We start from the raw sequence: 24,299 nt of genomic DNA, 5'->3' as shown, positions 1-24,299 counted from the left end.
GGCAACATAATCGCTATTCCGGATGATTTGCTGCCGGATTGTGGCCCGGTCCGGCACCTCCCACCGTGACCCGCGCGACCGACAACCCCACCACGTTGCCGGCCACATCAGCCCGCAGCACCCGCGCGAACGAGCTGTCCCTGATCGTGATGTCCCGCAGCGGTTGCTCGGAATACCCCCGCAGCAGGTACGCGCTCCGCGTCCGGTCGCTGTGCACCCCGGCCACGTGGATGTTGCGCACCGGCGGGGGATCGTCGCCGGTGTGCCCGTCCCCGTGGTACAGGTCGATCGAGACGGCCTCCTTGGTCAGCTCGCTGATCTCCACGTCCTCGACGAAGACGTTCTCCACGAAGCCGCCGCGCACCGAGTTCGTCTTGATGTAGAGCCCGAAATAGCGGCCCAGCCCGCCCCAGCGGTAGCGGCGCATGAACACGTTCCCGAACCCGCCGGTCGTGTCCGTGCCGACGGCGACGGACCCGTACCGGTACCGCATGTCGCAGTCCTGGAACAGCACGTCTTCGCACGGCACCCCGACCCGCCGCCCGACCGACCAGCAGGTCGCGGAGCTTCTCCGAGTCGGTGGGATGGGCTGATTCGGCGAGGCCGCGACGCGCCCAGTGTTCGGCGTCGGAGGCGCACCCCGCTCCCGTGCAGCGCCGTCACGATCGTCACGAACTGGGCGGTGCTCCGCAGATCCTCCGCGAGCACGGCGACGTAGGAGTCGACGTCGTCACTGAGCTCGGCGAGTTGTTCGCGTATGTCCCGGATGCCCCAAGTGGCCGTCCACGAATCGGGGTCGGTCGCGGAGCGGCGCTCGTCGACCAGGCGGGCGCACTCGGCCAGCCCGTCCGGGCCGAGTGCCGGGGCGAGGTCGCGAAGCCGTATCGCCGGCCAGCCGGGGCCGTCGAGCTTCATGTCCACGAGCCAGGCAGCCAGACGTGGCGCGGGCGGCGGGGCGGCCGTGCAGGTGCTCGCATACAAACTCATGAGCTCGGACAGGTCGTCGCCGACGATCCCGGAGGAGTCGTCCATACTCGTGAGCGCGTCGGTGACGCGTTCGACGGCGCGACGAAGATGGTCGCGTACGGCATCCGCGTGGCCGTCCTGCAGTGCGCGCCGGCCATAGTCGAGCACGTCCCGGATGTGGCGGGAGTATTCCCTGAGTCCGCGATAAGGGTGGGCCCGCCGGTCTCGCCGCAGCCCGTTGACGAGATCCCGCATGCCCTCGGTGCTGGACTCGCTGAGGTGCGCGACGAGGTCGGCCAAGCCTGCTTCGCCGTGTTCGGTCAACAACCTGGCCAGGTCGGAGGCCAGCTCCGGGTATTGCCGGCGCAGCGCGCGCCCGCGTTCGCCACTCACGGTGCAAGGCTAAGCGCTGTCCACGGCGACGGCGGACCGTACGATCGCGGGCCTGCAACTCCTCCGGTCTGTCTGGTTGTCACGTCGATGGAGTGGCGCCGTGGGCGACGAAGGTGCCGCGGCCGTGGACGACGATGAGCAGGTCGCGTTCGGCCAGTTCCTTGATGGCGCGGCGGATGGTGACCCGGGACACGCCGTACTGGCTCGCTATCTCAAGCTCGGCCGGCATCTTGGCGCCGGGGAGGAGCTTGCCGGAAGCGATCTCGGCTTCGACGTCCTCGGCGACCTGCTGCCACACCAGCTTCGGTCCATCATGGTCGATTCGGTCGCTTTTATCCTGCAGAGCCATGAGCCAGACCCTACGGGACCCATGACTTGCTGTAACGAACGGCTACCTCCCAAGACGCTTCCTGAAGTCTTAAGAGGTCTTAGGATGTCTTCTTGTAGCGAGACAACCACAAACGTTGTGGTGGAGCGCTTCCTTTCCGCAGCGTGATCGAACGATGACCTGGGAGGTTCGCATGGACATGGAGGGATTTCACGGCCCGCATCCGAAGCCGCCGAAGGAGGGATGCGTCGCGATCGACTGGTCGGAGCCGGCGCCCAGAGACTGCGCCATCAGGGTGCGGAGTCATACGTGCGAGTGCATGACCGAGGTGTACGCGCTGTGCACGGCGGACGGCAAGGGCTGCATTCGCCGGACGGAGAAGGTGGGCGGCGGTGATCGGATCAGTGAGAGCCCGTGGGCGGGGGCGGCGGAGGCGAAGCAGCTGTGGAACGACCTTCTTGAAGGGGATGCACGGTAGCCGAGCACGTTCGAGGAAGCATCCGTCACACAACGTGACGCACGTGTAACAATGAGCGTCATGCCGTCCCCCCGACATGACGCTCTCGTTCAGATGTTCGCCGACTGCCCTCAATTGGCGGTGGACATTCTGCGTGACCAGCTGGGTGTGGAACTGCCCGACACTCCGCTGATCCGGCAGGAGGAACGCACGTTCAACACCCGTCCTTCCGACGACATCGAGGCCGATCTGGTCCTCACCCTGGGGCCACCGCAGAGCCCCGCGCACGCCGTCATCGTGGAGATCCAGCAGGGCACCTCCAAGGATCCCCGGCAGCTTGCCCGTTATGCCGCAGCGGTCTGGCTACTCCTCGATTGCAACGTCACCGTCCTGGTCGTCTGTCCCGACCGTGCGGCAGCCACCTATTATGCGCAGCCGATCGAGACGGGGGTGGACGGCTTTCGGCTGCGGGCCCGGGTGCTGGGGCCGGACGGTGTTCCTGCCATCACCGACCCGCAGGAGGCGGTCGCCCACATGGGGCTCGCGGTCATGTCTGTCATGGTGCACGGCCGCGAGCGCAAGGTGGTCGAATCGTTCGCGGCAGCGCTGCGCGACGCCCCTGATGAACACGCTACGAAGTACTATGAATACGCCTACAGCATGGCGGCGCCCGAGATCCGGTGTCTCCTGGAGGAGATCATGACGTCCACAGCCTGGCCGGTCTACAGTCCCTTCGCCCGTGAACACTATGGCCGTGGCCTCAAAGAAGGCGAGGCCAGAGGGGAAGCGAGAGGGGAAGCCAGAGGCGAGGCCAGGGGAGAGGCCAAGGTGGTTCTGCTTGTGCTGGCCACGCGTGGACTCGACGTGCCGGATGACATCCGCGACCGCATCGCCGGCTGCACCGACCTCGCTCAGCTTGAAGCCTGGGCCACTCGTGCGGTTACCGCGCGGACTGTTCAGGATCTGTTCGAAGAGCATCCTTAGCGGCTCAGGTCTGCACCTCGGCCTCCGCGTACGGCACCAGTCGTACCGGGCCGAGGAGGCCGTACGGTTGGCGTGACAGCACTCCGGCGAGGTCGATGACGGGGTGGATCTGGTCCACCGGGGCGAGGGGGCGGCCGTTGACGCGGACCCGGCAAGTGTCCGTGATCTCGCCCAGCTCCAGGTAGGCCGACGTGTCGGTCAGGTCGACGGTTGTGGTGTACGTCCCTACGCCTGACGCGTCGGCCAGTTCGGGGATCGCCGACCAGGGGACCAGGGGGTCGAGGGTCAGGGAGTGGGCGATCTTCGAGACCGGGCGCCAGTCCTTCACCGTGAGGTGCCATGAGGTCAGGGGGATGGGGGAGGGGACCGGGCCGATGGCGCTGGTGATCGAGCGGCCGTCGGAGAGAGTCGTGGTGCAGGCGGCGGCGTGCGTGGCGCGGATCGTCAGGTGGCGGCCGTCGAATCTCACCGCGTCCGCGTCTGTGGTCACCACGTGCGGGCGTGTGCCGGTTCTGTCGCCGAACAGGCTGGGGCGGCCGATGGCGATGATCCGGGCCTGGGCCGGTTGCAGGGTCACGCGTAGGCGGATTCGGCCGTGCTCGTTGGGGGCCGGGCGAACCAGTCGCCGGTGGGGCCGGCCGCGGTGGCGGGGGAGGGGGCGAGGGCGAGTGTGACGGTGGTGGCGGTGCCGAGCGCGAGGAAGCCGAGGCGGGTCAGCGATAGGCGGCGAGGGTGGGGGGAAGGGGGGCCGTGGTGCGTCGGGTCGTTCACGGGCGCTCCAGGAAGCCCGTCCTGCGGGGGTGGCCGGATGGACGGGGCGCCGGGACGGCCGGCCCGGCGCCCCGGTCAGTGGCCGGGTCGTCAGCTCACTTGCTCGGGATCGGGTACGGGAACGCGCCGGTCACGCCGATCTTGTCGTACTCCATCTTCGAGGCGTCGAAGCCCGCGGCCCAGTTCGCGTTGGTGACCTGGTTGCACTGGTAGCTCTGGTACTTGTCGTCGCTGACCTTGCCCACTTCGATGTTGTCGAAGGTGAAGCCGCAGCCGCCGGCGTCCATGTGCACGCCCCGGGTGCCGCTGTCCGGCATGGCGCCGGCCGGGTCGTTGATGACGTCCGTGATCACCATCTGCTTGACGTGGTTGTCCATGGGGTGCGGCTCGACGTTGCTGACGCCGTAGGTGTAGAAGGCCCCCATGTCACCGCTGTCCAGGCCGGTCTCCTCCAGCTTGATGTAGGAGAAGGAGTTGTTGCGGGCGTAGTTGTCCGCCGGCTTGATCTCGGGCCGGACCTCCAGGCTGATGCCGTACCTGGCGCTGTGCCTGACGTTGATGTTGCTGACCGTGTTGTTGCCCGTGCTCATCAGCTCGATGCCGGACGCGTCGCCGGGCACGAGCTCGCCGACGTGGTGGATGTAGTTGTTCGTGATCGTGTGGTGCCCGGAGATGTCGCCCTCGCCGGGATAGCCGCCCTCGACCTTGATGCCGTCGGCGCCGATGTTCTCCAGCAGGCTGTCCGAGACCTTGACCCGCTCGTTGGCGAAGAGCAGGTAGATGCCCATGTAGCCGCTGTCGGACAGGTTGAGCCCGGTCAGGTCGATGTCGCGGGTGTTCGTCAGCGTGATCATGCCGAACCGGTTGCGCGGCATCTCGATCTGCCGGTCGTAGACGGGGTACTTGTGCTCGTAGCCCGAGTCGCCCTCGCTGATCCAGCCGGCCCGATACCAGTCCACGAAGTCGCTGTACTGCAGGGCCAGGCCGTCGAAGGCCAGGTTCTGCACGCGCTGGTCGGGGGTGCTGCCCTTGAGCGAGAGGATCGTCCTCACCGTGGGGGCCACGACCTGGTCGATGGACCCGCGCGGCCAGTAGTAGACCTCGCTGTTGGCGAAGTCGAAGTAGTACTCACCGGGCTGGTCGAGGAAGCGCAGCGTGTTCTGCAGGAAGTAGCGCGAGCCGCTGCGGCTGTTGACGAACGCGTACCTGGCCCAGTGGTTGAGCGTGAAGAAGTTCTTGCGGAAGTCGGCGCCGCCCAGCGGCACGGTGTCGGTGAACCAGCTCCACGAGCCGCCCGACCACACCACGATCTGCGAGTTCCGGTCGAAGTCGGCGTCCCACTCCTTGGGCACGTCCTCCGGCTTGAAGTACAGCCACTGGCGCACCGCCTCCTTCTCCGGCTCGCCGAGCACCGAGAACAGGTACGGCGACCACAGGTCGTCGCTGGTCCGGTTCGGGTGGCGGGCGGTGGTGGCGCGCTTGCCGTCCTCGAACAGCGTGTAGAAGGTACGATCCATCTTGGTCTTGTAGATGTTGTCCTTGTACTTCTGCCATCCCGTCACCGGCCTGGCACCCAGCAGGCGGGCCTTGCCCGGGCCGTCCGCGCTGCGATAGGTGATCCTGTGGCCGTTCTGACCGGAGTCGGCCTCGGTGAACTCGATGGTCTTGTCCACCACGTAGTCGCCGGCCTTGACGTTGACGACGATGTCGCAGTTCTGGTGGTTCTTCTTGGCCCTGAGCGCGTCGCGGGCCTGCTCGATGGTCTTCCACGGGCTCCTGGCGCTGCCGTCGCCGCGGTCGGTGCCCGCGGTGGAGACGTAGTAGTCGCAGTTGGGCCGGGCCGCCGACGGCGTGGGGGTCGTCAAGCCGCCTACCAGTAAGACGACCGCGCCTACGGACCTGAGGATCACTGGCTCTCCTTAATGTCCCGCCACCGTTCGAAGTCGGCGCGGGTCTCGGGGGTGAGTGGGTAGTAGTCGGAAAGCGCCCCGCCCTCCTCGATGCGGGCGCGGCTGTAGCGCTCCCACTGCTCGTGGTCGGCGGCGGCGTCGAGCACCGTGCCGGCCCGGCGCAGCGGCACCACCACGGCGCCGTCGTCGTCGGCCACGCACAGGTCGCCGGGCAGCGCGAGCGCGCCGCCGACGGCCACCGGCACGTCGTACGCCCACGGGAAGAGCTCCGCCTGCGAGGCGTAGTGCGGGGTGGCGCCCGTGCACCAGATCGGCACCCCGAGCCCGCTCACCCGGGGCAGGTCCCTGATCCGGCCGTCCACGACGATGGCGGCGCCGCCCTTGCGCTTGAAGTAGCGCACCAGCATGTCGCCGAAGCAGCCGGTGTACGCGCTGCCGTACGCCTGCACGACGAGCACGTCGCCGGGCCGGATGTCCTCCAGCACGTGCCACAGGGCCGTGTGCCGCTCGACGTACTCCTGGCCGAGCCCGGAGGCGATGTCCTCGCGCTGCGGCATGAACTGCAGCGTGCGGACCCGGCCGGCGACCTTCTGCCCCGCCGCGATGGGACGCGGCCCCTCGACGAAGGTCCGCCGGATGCCCTGCGCGTGCAACTTGGCGCAGGCGGTGGCCGAGCTGATCCGGGACAGTCTCTCCACGAGGGCGGGATCGGGTTCGGCGGGCAGCTTCCCGCGAACGGGCAGATCCCAGATGGCGTCGTCCATGTAACTCCTCAGTAGTGCCGGCGCGGGTCGGTGGTGCTCGCGCGGGTCAGTGGTCCTGGTGCGGGTCGGTGGTGCTCGCGCGGGTCAGTAGTGCTGGTGCGACGGCGTGTGGACGCGCGCGGTCGTGTGCAGGTCGAGCCGGATGCGGCGGCCGGGGGGCAGCTCCACGAGCAGGCGCGGGCCGTCCACCGTCACCTCCTGCTCGGTCTCGGTGACGGAGGGCGCGGTGTAGGCGCGCGGGTCGCCGGGGTAGCCGTCGTCCGCGTGGGCGGTGACGGTCGCGCGGTCGATGCGGTGCTCGCCGAACTGGCCGGCCTGCACGATCACCCTGCGGGTCCGGCTGAGGCTCAGGTTGACCAGCTCCACGGCGGTGCCGTCGGGGCGTACGGAGCCGACCAGCGCGGCCACGTCCTCGGGCAGCCCCGGGCGGTGGCGGTCGGCGTCGAAGTAGGCCAGCCGGGCCGGCAGCAGCCCGCCGTTGTAGAGCACCTGCGGGGTGCCGGTGACGAGCTGCAGCAGCGCCTCGGTGACCACGGGGTTGAGCCGCTGCCAGTGGTGCACGTGGACGGTGGCCAGGTCCGCCGCGTCCGTCTCGATGAGCGCCATGCGGCGCTGCACCTGGCCGAGCGCGGTGGTGAACATCCGCTCGGGGAAGGCGGGGTTGGCGCCGCGCAGGTATTCCAGCCAGGGCGCCTCGTGTCCGGCCTCCTCCTTGTTGCGGAACGGCCGCACCGTCGTCCAGTCGTAGCCCGAGCCCCGGCGTACCCGGTCGAGCCGGTCGGCGTCCCCCTGCGCGAGGGTCATGTGCCAGAGCCAGACCGGCAGGCCGAGCTGCGGGGGCTGGAAGTCGAACCAGCCGTGGTCGTCGTGCCGGTTGGGCACCAGCATCGTGGGCTTGCCGGCCTCGTCGCCCAGCTCCGCCAGCCAGCGGTCGCTGATGCTCATGTCCGTCTCGGTCACGGCGGCCCGGGTCGCGCGGCCGTACACGATCTCCAGGGGGTCGCGGCCGATGGCGAGCGCGTCGTCGTCGCCGGTCAGCAGGTGGGCGTTGACCGCCGCGATCGCGGCGGCGGCACCGACGCTGTAGAGGCCGTGCGGCCACTGCCAGCCGTAGTTGCCGCCGTACCAGCGGCCGCCGTGCAGCTCGCCGACCACGCCGGACGGGCCCACGTTGTCGGGCAGGATCCCGCCGTTGGCCTCGGCCCTGCCCTGCCAGGCGCCGATGTAGCGCAGCGCCCAGTCGCGGTAGCGGTCGTCGCCGTCGTACAGCCAGGCGTTGACGGCCAGGCTGGTCGCGGCCAGGTTGACGGCCACGTCGCCGCGGCCGATGCGCTCGCTCATCGCTGCGCCCATCCGCGCGGCGTTGCTCGGGTCGGCCAGGTCCCGCCACTCCGTGATGCCCGGCAGGTCGCGCAGCGGCAGGCCGAACGGCCGCATGCTGACCAGGTCGGCGTGGTAGGAGGCCCACTCCCGCTGCAGGCCGTAGCGGGGGCCGCCGGCGCCGTTGTGCGGGGCGCGGATGATGTCGTGCTCGGGGTCGTAGTTGGCCGAGCCGGGCAGGTACAGGTCGGCGAAGCGGCGGGCCCGCTCGCGGAAGCGCTCGTCGCGCGGGTCGGCCGCGCAGATGCCGTAGAACAGCAGCATCGACTCGCCCTGGTGGAACCAGTCGTAGCCGCGCTCGTACTCGTCGACCAGGTAACCCAGCTCGGTGAGCTGCGCGGTGACGCCCTCCCAGTGGTGCTTGGCGGCGTCGAGCAGGTCGTCGGCGCCGCCGAGCTGGTAGAGCGTCGGCCAGTTGAAGAACGCCTCGTAGAAGTCGTCGGCCCCGTCGCGGTCCGCGGCCGGGCCGTGGTAGACGAGCCGCCCGTCGGGGCCGCAGTAGCGCGCGGCGAAGGCCCGCCACGCCTCGTCGAGGGCGTCGAACAGCCTGCGCTCCAGCACCGCCCAGGCCGGCGGCACACCGAGCGGCACCGTCGCTCTGATCTCGCGCATGATCACCCTTTCGTGGCTCCTGCCGTGAGGCCGCTGATGATGTGCCGTTGCATGAAGACGAAGAAGACGAGCAGGGGTGCGATGGCCAGCAGCAGCGTCGGGAAGACGACCGTGTAGTCGGTGGAGTACTGGCTGACCGCCGCGTAGACGCCGGTGGTGACGGTGTAGAGGCCGCTGCCGGGGCCCAGGATGATCTGCGGGTTCACGAAGTCGTTCCACACCGAGAAGGTGTTGAGGATGACCATCGTGGCGACCGCGGGCCGCATCAGCGGGAAGACGACCTGCCAGAACGTACGCAGCCGGCCCGCCCCGTCCACCGCCGCCGCCTGGTCGAGCACGGCCGGGATGGTGGCGATGTAGCCCGCGTACAGGAAGATCGAGAACGGGAGCGTGAGCGTGGTCTCGAACAGCACGAACCCGCGGATGGTGCCCATCAGGCCCAGGGTCTTGAGCACGTACACGACGGGGATGACCAGCACCTGGCCGGGGATGAACGTGCCGGCCAGGAAGAAGAGCATGAGCAGGCGGAAGCGGCGCCTGGGGCTGCGCGCGATCACGTATGCGGCCGGGGCGGCCAGCCCCACCGACAGCACGTTGACCGCCACCACGAACAGCAGCGTGATCGCGTACCCCTTGACCACGTTGAACTGCGGGTTCGTCAGCGCCCTGCCCAGGGGTTCGAGGGTCAGGCCGCCGAGGCCGAACGGGTTGGCCAGGATGTCCTGCTGGCCCTTGAACGCGTTGACGGTCAGCACGTACAGGGGGATGAGCATGAAGGCGACGGTCGCCCAGAGGAAGGTCTTTCTCGTCATTGGTGCACCGCCAGCTCGCCGCGCCTGCGCAGCCTCGTCACCACGAACGCCAGCGCCGCCGTCACCAGCATCAGGATCACCGACTGCGCGGAGCCGAAGCCGAGGCGGGCGTCGTGGAAGGAGTTCCACAGGATGAGGTAGGCGACGGTCTGGGTCTGCCCGGCCGGGCCGCCCGCCGTCAGCGAGACCACCAGGTCGTACGTCTTCAGCAGCGTCACCAGCGACAGCACGATGTTCACGGTCACGGACGGGCCCAGCGCGGGCAGCGTCACGTTCCTGAACACCTGCCGGCGCGTGGCCCCGTCGATCCGCGCCGCCTCGACGAGCGAGTGCGGCACCGCCTGGAGGCCCGCGAGGTAGAGGACCACGTTGACGCCGAACCCGGCCCACACCAGGACGGCGATCATGGTGACCGTGGCCCAGGTCGGGTCCGACAGGAACGGGATCACCTCGCCGCCCCAGGTGGTGACCAGGTTGTTGACCGCACCGGTGGTGCCGAGGATGGCCGACCAGAGGAAGCCGACCACCAGGGCGCTGAGCACGTGCGGGTAGAACAGCACGATCCGGAAGAACGTGTTCGCCTTCGAGGCGCCGTTGACCAGGAGGGCGAAGCCGAGGCCGAGGAGGTTCAGCCCGGCCGTGCCGGCCGCCGCGACCAGCAGGGTGACCAGCGAGGCGCGCCGCAGCTCGGGGTCGCTCAGCAGGTCGGCGTAGTTGGCGGCGCCGACGAAGGCGGGGTCGGCGCTGAAGCCGTCCCAGTCGGTCAGGCTCAGGTAGAGGGCCAGGCCGACCGGGACGATCAGCATCACGACGTAGAGGATCGTGGCCGGGGCGACCATGAGGGTGTTGGCCAGCCCGTCGAACCCGCGCCTTCTGGGGGGCGCCGGCCGCGCCGTCGCGACGGTGGGTGCTTCCCGGGTGAGGGTCATGAGCGTCCGGCCAGCCAGCGGTCCACGCCCTCGGCCACTTCCTTGGGCGACTTGCCCACGTACAGGCCCTGGACCTCGGTGTTCCAGGCGGCGTTGAAGCCCTTGGGGAGGGTGGCGTCGCCGTACCCCTCGCCCTGGGGGACGCCTTGGGGAGCCTTGTCCAGGATCTCCTGCACCTGCTTCTCCAGCGGGGTGAACTCGCGCTCCACGCCGGTGCGGAAGTTGCCGTCCTGGGCCAGCTGGCTCTTGACCGCCGCCGGATCGGTGACCAGCCACTGGACGAGCTTGAGCGCCGCGTCCTTCTGCGGGGTGGACTTGAGGATCATGTACGGGGCCGCGAGCGTGGCGCCCTGCGGGCCCGGGTACGTCTGGCCCTTGTCGACCGGGGCGGGGAAGACGCCGACCTCGAAGTCCTTCTCGGCCTTGGCCTCGGTGGCGGTGAACCAGCTGCCCATGACGTACATGGCCGACTTGCCCGACAGGAACGCGGTCTCGGCGTCGGCGTACTTCATGCCGAGGGCGTTCTTGTCGACGTACCCCTTGTCGATCCAGGTGCGGTAGCGCTCCAGGTACGGCAGCAGCGACTCGCCCGCCTTGAGCTTGCCCGCCTTGATGTCCTGCTGCCAGGCCGGGTGGGTCTGCGCCCGGCTCGGGTTGGACAGCTGCAGCAGTTGCAGGCCGGTGAGGAAGTCGCCGCCCGTCTGCAGCGGCAGGTAGCCGGCGTCCTTGAGCTTGCCCATGGCCGCGTCGAACTCGTCGAACGTGGTCGGCGGCGTCTTGATCCCGGCCTTGTCGAAGGCCGCCCTGTTGTAGAAGACCAGCGACTGGGCCTGGATGCCGACCCCGACCGAGTAGACCTTGCCGCCCAGCTTGGCCTGCTCGGCCAGCGGCGTGTCCTTCGTCCACGGCTGGTCGGTCAGGTCGAGCATCTGCTTGGCCAGCGTCTCGTCCGCCATCAGCGTCTCGACCACGTCGGGCGCGTTGCCGGCGGCGAGCTGCTGCGGCAGCGTGTCGGCCACGCCCTTGCCGGTCGGCGCCTCGATCTTGACGTCGATGCCGGGGTTGGCCTGCTCGAACGGCTTGACCAGGCCGTCCCAGTACGCCTGGGTGAGGTTCGGGCTGATGTTGACCAGCATCCGGACGGTGACCGGGCCGCCCTCGCTCTGCTGTGCCTGGGAGTCGCCGGCGAAGCCGCCCCCGCCGCAGCCGGTGAGCAGGAACAGGAAGCCGGCGGCGGTCAGGGCGAGGGATGGACGGGGGGAACGCATCGCACCTCCAAGGGGGCGAGATCTGCGACGCCTTTTAATGGGTCGTTACTCGATTAGCGATTATTTAATACGTTGGTCACATGGGCCCGTCAAGGGGAAATGCGACGCTACAAATACGTGTACAGCGGGTTGCTGAGTCATAAATACGTTAAGGTGGGCGCGTGGCAGGACGTGAAGCCGACAACCGGCTGGTAATGGGCGCCGAGGAGCTGTCGACCCTGCGGGAGTGGGCCTCCCGGGAGTCCGGGGGAGGGCTGGCGCTGCGCAGCCGCATCGTGCTGGCGTGCGCCGACGGGCTGCCCCGCAAGGAGGTCGCCACGCGGCTGGCGGTGAGCCCGGCGACCGTGGCGAAATGGCGGGCCCGCTTCGTGGAGCGCGGCCTCGACGGCCTCTCGGACGCGCCCCGGCCGGGGCGGCCGCGCAGCGCGGAGCGGGAGGAGGCCGAGCGGGTGATCGCCGCCGCGGCCGGGGGCGCCGCCGTGCCCTCCACCCGGACCATGGCCGCCCAGCTCGGGCTGTCGCAGTCCACGGTGGCGCGCATCTGGCAGGAGCAGCAGGTCGCGCCCCCCGCCGCCCGGCTGCTGCCCAGGGAGCTGCTGTCGGACCGGGTCTACGCGCTGCTGCGCGGCTGGATCGTCTCGGGCGAGCTGGTGGCGGGGCAGCGGCTGGTGGAGGCCGAGATCGCGCGCCGGGTCGGCACCAGCCAGGCTCCTGCGCGGGAGGCGATCAAGCGGTTGGCGCACGAGGGGCTGGTCATCTCCTATCCCAACCGGGGCAGCTACGTCGCGGAGATCTCCGACGAGCAGGCCCGGGAGGTTCGCGACATCAGGGTGTTGCTGGAGGAGTATGCCGCAAGGGGCGCCGCCGCCCGCATCCAGCCCGACACGTTGCGGCAGCTCTCGGCCGACGTGCTGGCCATGCGGAAGGCGGCCGGTGACGGCGACATCGGCGCCTTCCGCGACGCGGACCTGGCCTTCCACCGGCGGGTGTGCGCGGCCTGCGGCAACTCCTTCCTGCTGCGGCTGTGGCGGACGATCGAGTCGAACCTGTGGAGCCTGCACGTGGTGGGCAACCCGCTGTACGACGGGGACTGGTCGGCGATGGCGGGTCACCACGAGGACCTGGTGGCGGCCCTGGCCTCCGGCGACCCCGACGAGGCCGCCCGCCTCTTCGCCGCCCACGCCCGGGGCGAGGCCTCGCGCACCCGCCCCCGCCCCCGCCCGACCCCGGACCCGGGATCGGGCGCGGGATTGACCCCGGGATCCGGCGCGGCCCCGCCACCGTAGCCACCCGCCGTCGCCCCCTTCGCCGTCCCACGCCCACGCCTCCGCGCCCGCACGTGCGGCACCCTGCGTGCGCGCGCAGGCTTCGCGCCCACCGCGGGCTGGGAGCTGGGCTGGCTCCCCGCCTGCGGGGGCGTGCATGCTTCGCGCCGTGGCGTGGCGATCGGGCGGGGGATGGGGGGCAAGGTGGGCGTGAGTTGCGGTCTCCGGGGTGGCTGAGGTGCCGTCAGGCCGACGGGGTGACCTCGTACGTCGCCCCGCGGCGGGTTTCGAGCACCGCCACCCCCGCCTCCGGTCGTTCCACCTTGACCGGGCGGCCGTGTTCGGTGACCGTGACCGCCCCGGCCGTGCGGAGGGTGAGGCGGCGGCCGAGGGTGGAGCGGATGCGGGCCCGCCGGAGCGCACCGCCGGCCCACTCCACGTCCAGCTCGAAGCCGCCCCGCGCGAGCAGGCCACGGTACGACCCGGCGGGCCAGGCGGCCGGCAGGGCGGGGAGGAGGTGCACCTGGTCCCCGTGGCTCTGGAGGAGCATCTCCGTGATCCCCGAGGTGCCGCCGAAGTTGCCGTCGATCTGGAACGGCGGGTGCAGGTCGAACATGTTCGGCGCCGTACGGGCGGGCACCAGCAGGTTCCCCAGCCGCTTGTACGCCTCCGCCGCGTCCAGCAGCCGCGCCCAGAAGTTGATCTTCCAGGCCAGCGACCACCCCGCCCCCGCCTCCCCCCGGAGCTCCAGGGTGCGCCGCGCGGCGGCGGCGAGGGACGGGGACAGGCGGGGGTCGATCTGGTGTCCCGGGAACAGCCCCCACAGGTGCGAGATGTGCCGGCTGCGCGACAGGGCGGCGTCGCCCCGGTAGTCCTCCTGCCACTCCTGGATCTGCCCGAGGTGCCCCACCTGGTTGGGCACGAACCGCCCCCGCGCCTCCTTGACCCGGGCCCGCATGCCGGCCTCGACCCCGAGCACCTCCGACGCCTCCTCGAAGGCCCCGAACAGGTCCCGCAGGATCTGCATGTCCATGGTCGGGCCCGCGCAGATGCTGACGTTCTCGCCGCCGTCCTCGTGGTGGCCGACCTCGGGCGAGTGAGACGGGTTGGTCACCAGGTATCCGGTCCTGGGGTCGGTCTGCAGCGTGTCCAGGAAGAACTCCACCGAGCCCTTGATCAGCGGGAAGTGCTCGCGCAACCGCCGCTCGTCACCGGTGTAGAGGTAGTGCTCCCACAACGTCAGGCAGAGCCACGCGCCGCCGGTCGGCCAGACGCCGTAGAAGGCGAAGTCCACGGGCGCCGTCCCGCGCCAGCCGTCGGTGTTGTGGTGGGCCACCCAGCCCTTGGCCCCGTACTGCGTGCGCGCGGTCTGCGCGCCCGTCTCCGCCAGATCCTTGATCAGGTCGAACAGCGGGTCCATGCACTCGATGAGGTTGCCGGGCGCGGCCGGCCAGTAGTTCATCTCGCAGTTGATGTTGATGGTGTACTTCGACTCCCACGCGGGCGTGAGCGAGTCGTTCCAGATGCCCTGGAGGTTGGCGGCGTACCCGGGGGAGCGGGAGGAGGAGATGAGCAGGTAGCGGCCGTACTGGAAGTACAGGGCGGCGAGCTGCGGGTCGGTGTCGAGCTGCCTGCGGGCGATGCGCTCGTCGGTCGGCAGCGCGACCGCCTCCGAGGTGCCCAGGTCGATCTCGACCCGCCCGAACAGCTCCTGGTAGTCGCGTACGTGCCTGCGCCGCAGCACCTCGTACGGCTGCCCGCTCGCCCGCACCAGATGCCGCCCGGCCACCTCCTCCGGGTCGCCGCCGACGTCCTTGAAGCTGCGGTAGCTGGAGCCCATGGAGATCAGCAGCGTGACCTCGTCCGCGCCCGCCACGTCCAGCGTGCCCCCGTCGGAGGTGACCGTGCCGCCCTTCGCCTCGGCCCTGGCCAGCGCGCGGAAGCGGACCTCGCCCTTCAGGCCCTGGGTGTCGCCGCTGATCCCGTCGATCGCGATCGTGGCGCGGCCGGTGGACGACGCGGTCGAGGTCTGCGGGCTGGAGAAGGCCGCCCGGAACGTCACCGAGCCGGGCTTGTCGGCCGTGTGCCGGACGACGATGACCTGGTCGGGGTTGCTGGCGAAGACCTCGCGGGTGTGCCGCACGCCGTCACGGACGAACGTCACGGTCGTGACGGCCCTGGTGAGGTCGAGCTCGCGGCGGTAGTCGGTGAACTCGGCCGGCCCGGGGAAGGTCAGCGTGAGGTCGCCCAGCACCTGGTACGGCGCCTGCTCGCTGGGCCTGCCCAGGAACTTCTGGTCGGCCAGGTTCTGCGCCGCCTGCCACCTGTCCTCCCACACCCACTGCCTGATCTGCGGGAGGGCGGCCAGCGCCTCGGGGTTGTCGTAGGTGTGCGGCCCGCCGGCCCAGATGCTGTCCTCGTTGAGCTGCAGCCGCTCGCTCTCCACGCCGCCGAAGACCATCGCGCCGAGCCGCCCGCAGCCGACCGGCAGGGCCTCCAGCCACTGCGCGGCCGGGCGGGCGTACCAGAGGGTGAGCGGGTCGCCCTGCGTGCCCGCCCGGGCCGGGCCGGCGGCGACGCCGCTCACGAGCAGGGATCCGGCCGCGGCGCTTAACCCGGTGGTGAGTACGCCTCGCCGTGTGTAGCCGTCGTTGGTCACGGTTGCTCCTGTTCCTGGGGGAATACATGGGATGTCTGCTAACTTGCGTGCTGTGAGTCGCATCGATGCCCACCACCACGTCTGGGACCTGTCCGTCCGCCCGCACGCCTGGCTGGACTCCGCGAAGTTGGCACCCCTACGCCGCACGTTCACGCTCGACGACCTGGCCGGCCCCGCCGCCGCCGCGGGCGTGGAGGCGACCGTGCTGGTGCAGGTGCTGCCCGACCTCGGCGAGACCCGCGAGTTCCTGGCCCTGGCGGCCGGGTCCGAGCTGGTCGCCGGAGTGGTCGGATGGATCGACCTGACCGCGCCCGACGTCGCCGGCACGCTGGCCGCCCTGCCGCCGGGGCTGGTGGGCGTGCGCCACGGGGTGCAGTCCGAGCCCGACCCCGCCTGGCTCAACCGGCCCGACGTGCGCCGCGGGCTGGCCGCCGTGGCCGCCGCCGGGCTCGCGTACGACCTGCTCACCCTGCCGCACCAGCTCCCGGCCGCCATCGACACGGTGACCGCCCTGCCCGAGCTGACGTTCGTGCTCGACCACCTGTCCAAGCCGCCGATCGCGGCCGGCGAGCTGGAGCCGTGGCGCGGCCGGATCCGCGAGCTGGCCGCCCGGCCGAACGTCTACTGCAAGCTGTCCGGCATGGTCACCGAGGCCGACTGGGAGGGCTGGCAGGTGGCGGACCTGCGGCCGTTCGCGGAGGTGGTGCTGGAGGAGTTCGGTCCCGATCGGGTGATGTTCGGCTCCGACTGGCCCGTCTGCCTGCTCGCGGCCGGGTACGAGCGGGTCGCCGGGGCCGCGGACGAGCTGTGCGCCGGGCTGTCGGAGAGCGAGCGGGCCGACGTCTTCGCCGGGACGGCGCGCCGGGCGTACCGGCTCCAGAGCCGGCTCTAGGACGCGGACTCGACACGGAACGTCGTGTGGTACGTGCGTGACTCCTGCGCTCCGAGCCAGATCATGCTGCCGTCCTGCCGGGCCGCCGCGTCGCCCGACACGTGGTGCGTGGACGGCTCCAGCCCGACCGCGTAGTTGCCGGAGCGCAGGTTCAGCCACTCGAAGAAGTACGGGAACTCGGAGGCCTGCCACTCCACGGCCACCCGCATGCCCAGCCGCTCGTTGACCACGGCCACGCGGTGCAGCCCGTCGGGCCGGGGGACGAGCGCGTGCTCGTACACCTGCTCCACGAACCCCGGCACCGGCCCGGGGAAGGTGACGTGGTCGGCCTTCTGCTCGGCCACGCTGTCGCTCTGCCAGAGCGTCTCGCGGATGTCGGCCTCCAACCGGGCGCCCTCGTCGAGCAGTGGCCAGCCCAGGTTGATGTGGTACAGGTACATGTGCGGCGCCGGCTCGAACCCGGCGTTGGTGACCGTGTCCACCAGCCGGATCTCGTCGCCGCCGAGGTCGGCCTCGATCCGGCGGACCAGGCGCAGGTTCTCGGCGAACACCGCGGCCTGGCGCACCTCGCCCTCGGCCCAGAGCACGCAGCGCTCGCCGTCCCACCGCTCGCCGTAGCCGCTCAGCCGGGCGGGCAGGTTGCCGGCGCGGCCGTGCAGCCCGTGACGTACGGACTCGCGCGGCGGGTACCGGTAGCCGTCGGCGGGCACCTCGCCCCCGAACAGCGTGTGGTCCAGCCCCGCCGTGACGATCAGCCCGGAGAACGAGCGCAGCCACGACAGCCCGTCCTCGTCGCCGTTCTCGTGCAGCCCCGGGTGCCGGAAGCCGGTGGGGGAGCGCCAGCCGAACGACCGCCCGGCGTGCTCGGCGTGCCCGATGTCCATGCACCTGTCCACCAGCACGTCGAACGCCAGCCCGGTGCCGGTCCTGAACTCCAGCGTCCTGATCCCGCGCTCGACCCCGTCGCCCAGCGTCACCAGCCGGACGCCGCCGGCCGCGCTCAGGTCGCCCGTCAGCTCGGCCAGCCGCCTGCGGTTCGGCCTCATGCCATCACCCACCCTCCGTTGACTTCGATGCTCTGCCCGGTGACGAACGAGGCGTCCGGCCCGGTCAGGAACGACACCACGGCCGCCAGCTCCTCCGGCGTGCCGCGCCGCTGGAGCGACTGCCGCTCCAGGACCATCCGGTTGTACGCCTCGGGGTCCTCGTGGATCTCCTCGGCCGCCGTCGGGAAGGCGCCGGGGGAGACGCAGTTGACCCGGATCTCGCGCGGGCCCAGCTCCCGGGCCAGCGCTCTGGTGAGGGCGGCCGCCGCGCCCTTCGTGGACACGTACGCGGCCAGGTCCGACCAGCCGCCGTGCATGGTGATCGAGGCGATGTTGACGATGGCGCCGCCGCCCAGCCCGGTCATGTGCCGGGCCGCGTGCTGGGCGCAGAGCCAGTAGGCGCGCTGGTTGACCGCCACGACGTCGTCGTACTCGGCCGGCGGCACCTCCAGGAACGGCCGGGCCGGGTAGACGGCCGCGTTGTTGACCAGGATGCCGACGTCGCCGAGCCGCGCGGCCGTCTCGGCGAACGCGGCCTCGATGGCCGCCGGGTCACGCAGGTCGGACTTGAGGTTGAGCGCGCCTTCGAGGCCGCCCGCGTCCACGTCGAGCGCGGCGACCTGGTGGCCGTCGGCGGTCAGGCGGCGGACGATCGCGCGGCCGAGCGCGCCGGCGGCGCCGGTGACGAGCGCCGTGGTCATGTGTTCCTCCATTCCTCGTGCAGCTCCGTGAGCAGGTCGCGGGCGGGCTTCTTCGCGAGCAGCCCGTCGCGGATCAGCGCCGACGACCGCTCCTGCAGGGCGATGTAGCCGGGGAAGCGCGGCCTGATCCAGGCGGCGTCCATGGTGGCCCGGGTGGCGCGGTAGAAGCCGCCGCTCGCCCAGGCCGCGGCCGCGGCGGGCTGTCCGCCGGTGGCCGGGAACAGCCCGGTCTGCACCGGCTCCGACACCAGGCGGCGCAGGTGGGCGCGGACGGCCTCGCGGATCTCCCCGGCCCGCCGCCGCGAGACCACCAGCCCCGTGCCGCCGAGCACGCTTCCCGGCGCCTGTCCGGGCCAGGCGGGCGCGTCGGAGAAGGCCAGCGGGTAACCGGCGTAGCCGTAGAGCAGGGGGCAGCAGTCCACGGCCCCCGCCGCCATCGCGTCCAGCACGCCGATCGGGTTGAGCAGCGACACGTCCCGGTCGGCCGACGCGAGCAGCTCCGCCATCAGCTCCAGCGCCCGCTCGCCCGCCTGCCGGTCGAGGAAGTCGCCCGAGCACAGCGCGCAGAACATCAGGAACGCGTGCGGCCCGCCCAGGCACAGCGCCATCCGCGTCCCGCGCGCCGGCTCCGCCACCTCCGGCCATGTCCCCGGCACGGTCACGCCGTGCCGGGCCGCGGCCACCTGGGTGGCGGCGTCGAGGGGCAGCGCCCACTGGCGGCCGTCCAGGTGGTAGCTCTCGTAGGAGCGGCCCGCGAACCGCAGCCCGGCCAGCTCCTCCGGCGCGAACAGCTCCTCCATCGGCACCAGCGCGTCCACCGCCGCGCCCAGCCCCGGATGGTCGATCACCAGCACGTCGTACGTCTCGCACAGCTTCGCGATCGGCTCCGACTCGAAGCCTTCGAGCGGCTGGCGGTCCCACTCGATCGGCTCCGGGACCGGCCCGTACGGGTTGTCCCCGGCCAGGTCGAGCCGGGTCAGCTCGTCCAGCGGGGCGTAGCCGCGCGGGTGGTCCCAGGTCAGCCCTCGCATGCCAGCACGCCCTCCGCCACCAGCTCGGCCGTGCGCTCCCCGGAGTAGCCGAGCTCCGCCAGCAGCTCCCTGGTGTGCTCGCCCACGAGCGGGGCACCCCTGCGCACCTGGGGCGGGGAGGCGCTGAGGCCGTACGGGAAGCCGGGCGTGGTGACCGTGCCCTCGGTGGGGTGCTCGTAGGTGACGAACGAGCCGTTGTGCTTGACCTGGGGGTCGTTCACCAGGTCGGCGTAGCCGTACACGGGGCCGGCCCACAGGTCGTGGCGGGCGCAGATCTCCAGCCACTCGGCCGTCGTGCGCTCGGGCAGGCGGGCGGCCACGAGCGCGGTGATCTCGTCGCGCCGCGTGTGGCCGTCGGCGTCCCCGTCCATCGCGGCCAGTTCGGGCAGGTCCAGCGCCACGGCCAGGCCGTCCAGCCGCGGCATGCCGAGCGCGATGAAGCCGTCCTTGGTGGCGAACACGCCGTAGGGGGCGCGGATGTAGGTGTGGCCGTGCGGCTCGCGCCCGCGCCGCTGCGGCACCCCGCCGACCGTGTAGATCGACAGCTCCTGCATCTGCACGGCGACGGCCGCGTCCAGCATGTTGACGCTCACCCGCTGGCCCTCGCCGGTGCGCTCGCGGTGCAGCAGCGCGGCCAGCGCGCCCTCGAAGGCGCTGTAGGCGGTGATGGCGTCGATCGCGTACGAGCCGGCGGGCGCGGGCGGGTCGCCCTCGCGGCCCGTGCTCAGCATCGCGCCGCTCATGGCCTGCAGCAGCAGGTCCTGGCCGGGGCGCGAGATGTACGGGCCGGTCTCGCCGTAGCCGGACATGGAGACGTACACGATGGACGGGTTGAGCGCGCTGATCGTGTCGTAGTCCATGCCGAGCCGCTCGGCCACGCCGGGCCGGTAGTTCTGCAGGAAGACGTCCGCCGTCGCGGCCAGCCGGTGCACGATCTCGCGGCCCTCGTCGGACTTGAGGTTGACGGCGAGGCTGCGCTTGTTGCGGTTGAGCGACAGGAACGAGGCGTTGACCCGGTTGCCGGCGGCGCCGCCCGCGGGGGCGTGCCGCTGCCACTCGCCGGTCACCGGCTCCACCTTGACCACGTCCGCGCCCAGGTCGCCCAGCCGCATGGCGGCCAGCGGGCCGGCCATCGCGATGGACAGGTCGATCACGCGGTAGCCGTCGAGCACGCCCATGTCAGCGCCCCTCGAAGACGGGCTCGCGGCGCTCGGCGAAGGCGGCCCTGCCCTCGGCCGCGTCGGCGGTGGCGAAACAGACGGTCTGCAGGTCGCGCTCGTACTGGATGGCCTGGTCGAGCGGCATCGAGTAGGCCGCCCTGAGGTTGGCCTTGGCGGTCTGGGCGGCGATCGGCGGGCGCCTGGCGATGGTGCCGGCCAGCGTCCTGGCCGCCTTCATGAGCTCGGCCTGCGGGTGCACGTCCGTGACCAGCCCCCACGCCTGCGCGCGGGCGGCGTCGACCGGGTCGCCGGTGAGCAGCATGGTGGCCGCGTTGGTCGGGCCGACGGCGTGCGCCAGCAGGGCGGACTGGCCGCTGCCGCCGATCCAGCCCAGCTTGATCTCCGGCGCCGCGAACGTGGCGGTCTCGGCGGCCAGCCGGATGTCGCAGGCCATGGCCAGCTCCAGGCCGCCGCCGTAGGCGTAGCCGTTGACGGCCGCGATGATCGGCTTGCGCAGGGCGCGTACGGCGTCGCCGTAGTCGCCCCGGTTGCGGAACTCCCACGGGGTGGCGTACTCGTCGAGCTCGCGGATGTCGCTGCCGACGCAGAAGGAGCGCTCGCCCGCCCCGGTGAGCACGACCACCCGGAGGTCCGGGTCGGCGTCCACCCGGGCGAGGCACGCGCGCAGCGCGGCGGCCATGTCGGGGGTGATGGCGTTGAGCTTGGCGGGTCTGTTGAGGGTGACGACGGCGACCGGGCCGTCGACGTCGAGGAGGACGTCCAAGTGGAGCTCTTTTCTCACAGCTGGTGACAGCTTCTAGCAGCAGAGACGTACGTGCTGCTCGGCGTCGGCGCGGGCGACCTCGACCACCGTGCGCATGGCCTCCTCGGCCTTGCGGTGGTGGCGGCGCCTGATCGCCTGGGCCACGCGCTCGTGACCGGGCAGCGTTTCCTTGTTGTGCGCCACCGAGCGGGTGTGCACCTGGCGCACGGACCGCAGGGCGATGCTGATCATTTCGTAGACGTAGAGCAGCAGGTCGTTGTCGGCGGCGGCGAAGACCGCCTGGTGGAAGGCCAGGTCGGCCTCGATGAACGGCTCGGGGTCGTCGGCCGTGGCGTAGAGCGCGGCCAGCGCCTCGTCGATGCGCCGCACGGCCGCCGCGTCCGCCCGCTCGGCCGCCACCCTGGCGGCGCCGGGCTCCAGCGCGACCCGCAGGTCGGCCAGCACCCGGATGTCCTCGGGCCGGGGCTCCGGCTCGAACCGCCAGCTCAGCACGTCGGCGTCCAGCAGGCTCCAGGACTCGCGGGGGCGCACGATCGTGCCCGCGCTCCTCCTGGTCTCCAGCAGGCCCTTGCCGGCCAGGACCTTCACGCCCTCCCGCACGGCGGAGCGGCCCACACCGAGCTCGCCGACCAGCTCCTCCTCGATGGGGATGGCCGTGCCGGGAGCGAGCGAGCCGCCGACGATGCGGGCGCCGAGGGCCTGGACGACCTGGACGTGCCGGGCCGAGTCCCGCTGAGGATCAGTTGCCACGGCTCCGCACGCTATCCCGGGCGCGCCGGTTTTCATAGCCTTTCATCGGATGAAGTTAGATTTTCATCTGATGAAGTGATCGGGGGCGACTTCTTCCTCCGCGCCTCGGGCATGATGGCGCGATGGACTTCCAGCCGATAGAGCGCCCCGGCGAGGCGTTCCAGCAGCCCGTGACCGCCCGCCACCTCCAGGAGATCAGCCGCCGCGTCTTCGGCCGGGACGCCCTTTCCGCCGTCGAGCTGGGCCTCGGCATGTACAACAACACCTACAAGGTCACCGTCGCCGGGCAGGACCGCCCGGTGGTCGTGCGGTTCGCGCCGGAGCCGGCCCGCCAGTTCGCCTCCGAGCGGCAGCTCATGCGCAACGAGTACGCCACCGTGCCGTACCTCTCGGTGATCGCCCCGCTCATGCCGCGCATCGTGGCGGCCGACTGGTCGCACGACCTGATCGGCCGCGACTACCTGGTCCAGACGCTCCTCGACGGGGTCCCCGCCCCGGAGCGCCTGCCCGGCTACCCGCGCCCGCTCTGGACGGGCTTCTACCGCCGCCTGGGGGAGATCACCCGATCCGTGCACGACGTACGGGGCCCGCGGTTCGGCCCGGTCGCCGACCCCCGGTACGACACCTGGAGCCAGGCCGTCACGGGCTCCCTGACCGAGATCGCGGCCGACCTGGAGAACGCCGGCCTCGATGGCGCCGACCTGCGCAAGGCCGCCGACCTGGCGGCCGACCGGCACGACGTGCTGGACGAGATCACCGAGCCCCGCCTGCTCACCGGAGACCTGTGGACGGTCAACGTCATGATCGCCGCCGAGGCCCCCGAGCCCACGGTCACCGGGGTGCTCGACCTGGACCGCACCTGGTGGGGCGACCCCGCCGCCGACTGGACCATCCGGATGGCCGCCGCCAGGCAGGACGAGCGCCTGGCGTTCTGGGAGGCTTACGGCGAGCCGGACCGCGCTCCGGCGGCGGCGTGGCGCTCGTCGATCTACGAGATCCGCCATCTCGGCGCCGTCCGGCTGGAGCGGCACCGCCACGGACACGCCGAGCGGGTCAGGGAGTCCTATGACGCCGTGGCCGCCGTGCTCGCCGAGATCGATTGACACTCACACTCACGCGCCACCGAATATGATGTGGATCACCCGGGCCGGCCGTCAATTTATGTCCGGATCCTGTGACACAGACGCTTCTGCGGGTGGCGTTCGCGGCCATGTGGTAGGGGGAGTTTCCGCAGGTAGAGCCGCTGTTTGCCGGGGGCTGACAGGGGTCGGCGATCTTTTGTGAGTGACCTGACTGTTATATTCCCCAGTTTCTGACTGTTATATCTTTGCTTATATTCTGCGCGTTGATCGCCATCCCGCCGACAAGTGAATTTCACGAGGCGGGATGGGTTTTCGTTGAGGGGGCGCTTCTCTCCATCCGGAAGCTCGCGCCCTCGGTCAGCGCGAACGGAGAGTAATGGGCAAGTACCTGCTCCGCAGGTTGGCAATAAACGTGATCCTGGTCGCCATCGCGGCCAGTCTGGCGTACATGCTCGCGGCCACCACCATGAACCCGCGAGCCGCGTACGAGGGCCGCCAGCCCCCGGTCGCCGAGTCCGTCATCGACGCCACACTCGATGCCTACAACCTGAACGACAAGACCCCCGTGCTGGTTCGCTACGGGACCTGGGCGAAGGGCGTCGTCACCGGAGACTTCGGCAGGACCTGGAACGGCGGCTCGGTCAACGGCGAGATGGGCCGTCGGATCATGGTCAGCCTCCGGCTCCTGCTCATCGGCACGATCGTGGGCTTCGCCCTGGGTGTGGCGCTGGGCGCGCTCTCCGCGGTGAAGCAGTACAAGCCCAGTGACCGGTTAATAGGTGTCAGCTCCTTCGTGATCATGGCGATCCCCGTGTTCGTGCTGGCGACGCTGCTCGCGATCGCCACGTACAACCTGAACAGAGGGCTCGGGTTCACGCTGATCGAGTACACCGGCGAGTACAACCCGCGCCTGTCCGGCTGGGACCAGTTCGTCAACCGGTTGAACCACCTGATCCTGCCGACGATCTCGCTCAGCCTCGGCTCGATCGCCTTCTACAGCCGGATCCAGCGCAACATGATGCTCGACGTGCTCGGCCAGGACTTCGTCCGCACGGCCATGGCCAAGGGCCTGCGCCGCAGGACGGCGCTGACGAAGCACGCGCTGCGCACCGCGCTGATCCCCTCGGCCACGTACTTCGCCTTCGCGTTCGGGACGATGTTCACCGGAGCCACCTTCACCGAGAAGATCTTCGCCTGGCACGGCATGGGCGCCTGGCTGGTCGACTCGATCAACCAGAACGACGTCAACTCCGTCGCCGCGGTCACCTTCTTCGCGGCCGTGTGCATCCTGGCCGCCGCCTTCCTCTCGGACCTCCTGGTCGCGGCCCTCGATCCTCGGGTGCGGGTGAGCTGAC

23 protein-coding genes are annotated in these 24,299 nt (G+C 70.9%); 6 read left to right on the top strand and 17 right to left on the bottom strand.

What is annotated here, in order from left to right; translation table 11 throughout:
* Nucleotides 1-13: 13 nt before the first annotated feature.
* Together ACBJ59_RS19455 and ACBJ59_RS19450 are read right to left on the bottom strand one after the other, a co-directional pair.
* On the bottom strand, nt 14-493 hold the full coding sequence (locus ACBJ59_RS19455) for a hypothetical protein (RefSeq protein WP_375111617.1): 480 nt from the start codon (nt 491-493) through the stop codon (nt 14-16).
* 945 nt (nt 494-1,438) lie between these two features.
* Complete coding sequence (locus tag ACBJ59_RS19450) at nt 1,439-1,708, bottom strand: GntR family transcriptional regulator (protein WP_375111616.1); 270 nt, start codon at nt 1,706-1,708, stop codon at nt 1,439-1,441.
* Nucleotides 1,709-2,006: 298 nt separating this feature from the next.
* Between ACBJ59_RS19450 and ACBJ59_RS19445 the strand changes: the two genes are divergently transcribed.
* Both ACBJ59_RS19445 and ACBJ59_RS19440 read left to right on the top strand, forming a co-directional pair.
* Nucleotides 2,007-2,165, top strand: a complete 159-nt coding sequence (locus tag ACBJ59_RS19445) for a hypothetical protein (RefSeq protein WP_375111615.1) — start codon at nt 2,007-2,009, stop codon at nt 2,163-2,165.
* Between the two features lie 93 nt (nt 2,166-2,258).
* Nucleotides 2,259-3,128: a hypothetical protein gene (locus ACBJ59_RS19440; RefSeq protein ID WP_375111614.1), complete on the top strand. Its 870-nt coding sequence runs from the start codon at nt 2,259-2,261 to the stop codon at nt 3,126-3,128.
* Nucleotides 3,129-3,132: 4 nt separating this feature from the next.
* Here the strand turns inward: ACBJ59_RS19440 and ACBJ59_RS19435 are convergent, their stop codons facing one another.
* From ACBJ59_RS19435 to ACBJ59_RS19400, 8 genes are all read right to left on the bottom strand, one after another.
* A complete protein-coding gene (locus tag ACBJ59_RS19435; protein WP_375111613.1) occupies nt 3,133-3,705 on the bottom strand; it encodes a hypothetical protein in 573 nt (190 codons plus the stop codon).
* On the bottom strand, nt 3,702-3,899 hold the full coding sequence (locus tag ACBJ59_RS19430) for a hypothetical protein (protein ID WP_375111612.1): 198 nt from the start codon (nt 3,897-3,899) through the stop codon (nt 3,702-3,704). Before ACBJ59_RS19430 ends, ACBJ59_RS19435 begins: the two co-directional genes overlap by 4 nt.
* A gap of 95 nt (nt 3,900-3,994) precedes the next feature.
* Nucleotides 3,995-5,764, bottom strand: coding sequence for a right-handed parallel beta-helix repeat-containing protein (locus ACBJ59_RS19425; protein ID WP_375111611.1), 1,770 nt, complete (start codon nt 5,762-5,764; stop codon nt 3,995-3,997).
* 41 nt (nt 5,765-5,805) lie between these two features.
* Nucleotides 5,806-6,573 carry a hypothetical protein gene (locus ACBJ59_RS19420; protein ID WP_375111610.1) on the bottom strand — a complete coding sequence of 256 codons (768 nt, stop codon included), beginning with the start codon at nt 6,571-6,573 and terminating at the stop codon, nt 5,806-5,808.
* An 84-nt stretch (nt 6,574-6,657) separates the two neighbouring features.
* Complete coding sequence (locus ACBJ59_RS19415) at nt 6,658-8,565, bottom strand: hypothetical protein (protein ID WP_375111609.1); 1,908 nt, start codon at nt 8,563-8,565, stop codon at nt 6,658-6,660.
* Between the two features lie 2 nt (nt 8,566-8,567).
* Entirely contained in the window at nt 8,568-9,377 is an 810-nt protein-coding gene (locus ACBJ59_RS19410; protein ID WP_375111608.1) for a carbohydrate ABC transporter permease, read from the bottom strand.
* Nucleotides 9,374-10,306, bottom strand: a complete 933-nt coding sequence (locus ACBJ59_RS19405) for a carbohydrate ABC transporter permease (protein ID WP_375111607.1) — start codon at nt 10,304-10,306, stop codon at nt 9,374-9,376. The genes ACBJ59_RS19410 and ACBJ59_RS19405 overlap by 4 nt, the downstream gene beginning before the upstream one ends.
* Entirely contained in the window at nt 10,303-11,574 is a 1,272-nt protein-coding gene (locus ACBJ59_RS19400; RefSeq protein ID WP_375111606.1) for an ABC transporter substrate-binding protein, read from the bottom strand. Before ACBJ59_RS19400 ends, ACBJ59_RS19405 begins: the two co-directional genes overlap by 4 nt.
* 161 nt (nt 11,575-11,735) lie before the next feature.
* Here ACBJ59_RS19400 and ACBJ59_RS19395 point away from each other — a divergent pair, with 161 nt between their 5' ends.
* On the top strand, nt 11,736-12,860 hold the full coding sequence (locus tag ACBJ59_RS19395) for an FCD domain-containing protein (RefSeq protein ID WP_375111605.1): 1,125 nt from the start codon (nt 11,736-11,738) through the stop codon (nt 12,858-12,860).
* Between the two features lie 223 nt (nt 12,861-13,083).
* Here ACBJ59_RS19395 and ACBJ59_RS19390 read toward each other — a convergent pair whose 3' ends face one another.
* Nucleotides 13,084-15,498, bottom strand: coding sequence for a glycoside hydrolase N-terminal domain-containing protein (locus ACBJ59_RS19390; protein ID WP_375111604.1), 2,415 nt, complete (start codon nt 15,496-15,498; stop codon nt 13,084-13,086).
* 52 nt (nt 15,499-15,550) lie between these two features.
* On the opposite strand from ACBJ59_RS19390, the gene ACBJ59_RS19385 reads away from it, so the two are divergent.
* On the top strand, nt 15,551-16,390 hold the full coding sequence (locus ACBJ59_RS19385) for an amidohydrolase family protein (RefSeq protein WP_375111603.1): 840 nt from the start codon (nt 15,551-15,553) through the stop codon (nt 16,388-16,390).
* Here ACBJ59_RS19385 and ACBJ59_RS19380 read toward each other — a convergent pair.
* Genes ACBJ59_RS19380 through ACBJ59_RS19355 form a run of 6 tightly spaced genes read right to left on the bottom strand, consistent with a single transcriptional unit; the run spans nt 16,387 to nt 21,862 of the window.
* Nucleotides 16,387-17,436: an aldose 1-epimerase family protein gene (locus ACBJ59_RS19380; RefSeq protein ID WP_375111602.1), complete on the bottom strand. Its 1,050-nt coding sequence runs from the start codon at nt 17,434-17,436 to the stop codon at nt 16,387-16,389. The two genes, ACBJ59_RS19385 and ACBJ59_RS19380, sit on opposite strands and share 4 nt — an antisense overlap.
* The gene (locus tag ACBJ59_RS19375) at nt 17,433-18,137 is read right to left on the bottom strand and encodes an SDR family NAD(P)-dependent oxidoreductase (protein WP_375111601.1); all 705 of its coding nucleotides are present in this window, start codon (nt 18,135-18,137) and stop codon (nt 17,433-17,435) included. The genes ACBJ59_RS19380 and ACBJ59_RS19375 overlap by 4 nt, the downstream gene beginning before the upstream one ends.
* Nucleotides 18,134-19,168, bottom strand: a complete 1,035-nt coding sequence (locus ACBJ59_RS19370; RefSeq protein WP_375111600.1) for a hypothetical protein — start codon at nt 19,166-19,168, stop codon at nt 18,134-18,136. Before ACBJ59_RS19370 ends, ACBJ59_RS19375 begins: the two co-directional genes overlap by 4 nt.
* Nucleotides 19,156-20,346 (bottom strand): CaiB/BaiF CoA transferase family protein, encoded by a 1,191-nt coding sequence (locus tag ACBJ59_RS19365; protein ID WP_375111599.1) that lies wholly within the window; start codon nt 20,344-20,346, stop codon nt 19,156-19,158. Before ACBJ59_RS19365 ends, ACBJ59_RS19370 begins: the two co-directional genes overlap by 13 nt.
* 1 nt (nt 20,347) lies before the next feature.
* On the bottom strand, nt 20,348-21,112 hold the full coding sequence (locus ACBJ59_RS19360; RefSeq protein WP_375111598.1) for an enoyl-CoA hydratase/isomerase family protein: 765 nt from the start codon (nt 21,110-21,112) through the stop codon (nt 20,348-20,350).
* A 33-nt stretch (nt 21,113-21,145) separates the two neighbouring features.
* Entirely contained in the window at nt 21,146-21,862 is a 717-nt protein-coding gene (locus tag ACBJ59_RS19355) for a FadR/GntR family transcriptional regulator (RefSeq protein WP_375111597.1), read from the bottom strand.
* A gap of 122 nt (nt 21,863-21,984) precedes the next feature.
* Here ACBJ59_RS19355 and ACBJ59_RS19350 point away from each other — a divergent pair, with 122 nt between their 5' ends.
* Nucleotides 21,985-22,965, top strand: coding sequence for a phosphotransferase family protein (locus tag ACBJ59_RS19350; RefSeq protein WP_375111596.1), 981 nt, complete (start codon nt 21,985-21,987; stop codon nt 22,963-22,965).
* A 355-nt stretch (nt 22,966-23,320) separates the two neighbouring features.
* Entirely contained in the window at nt 23,321-24,298 is a 978-nt protein-coding gene (locus tag ACBJ59_RS19345) for an ABC transporter permease (protein ID WP_375111595.1), read from the top strand.
* Nucleotide 24,299: the final 1 nt, after the last annotated feature.

This window comes from Nonomuraea sp. MTCD27 (genome assembly GCF_041950495.1).
Lineage (GTDB): Bacteria > Actinomycetota > Actinomycetes > Streptosporangiales > Streptosporangiaceae > Nonomuraea.
The sequence above is the reverse complement of the archived record's forward strand: the minus strand, read 5'-3'. Positions and strand labels throughout refer to the sequence as shown.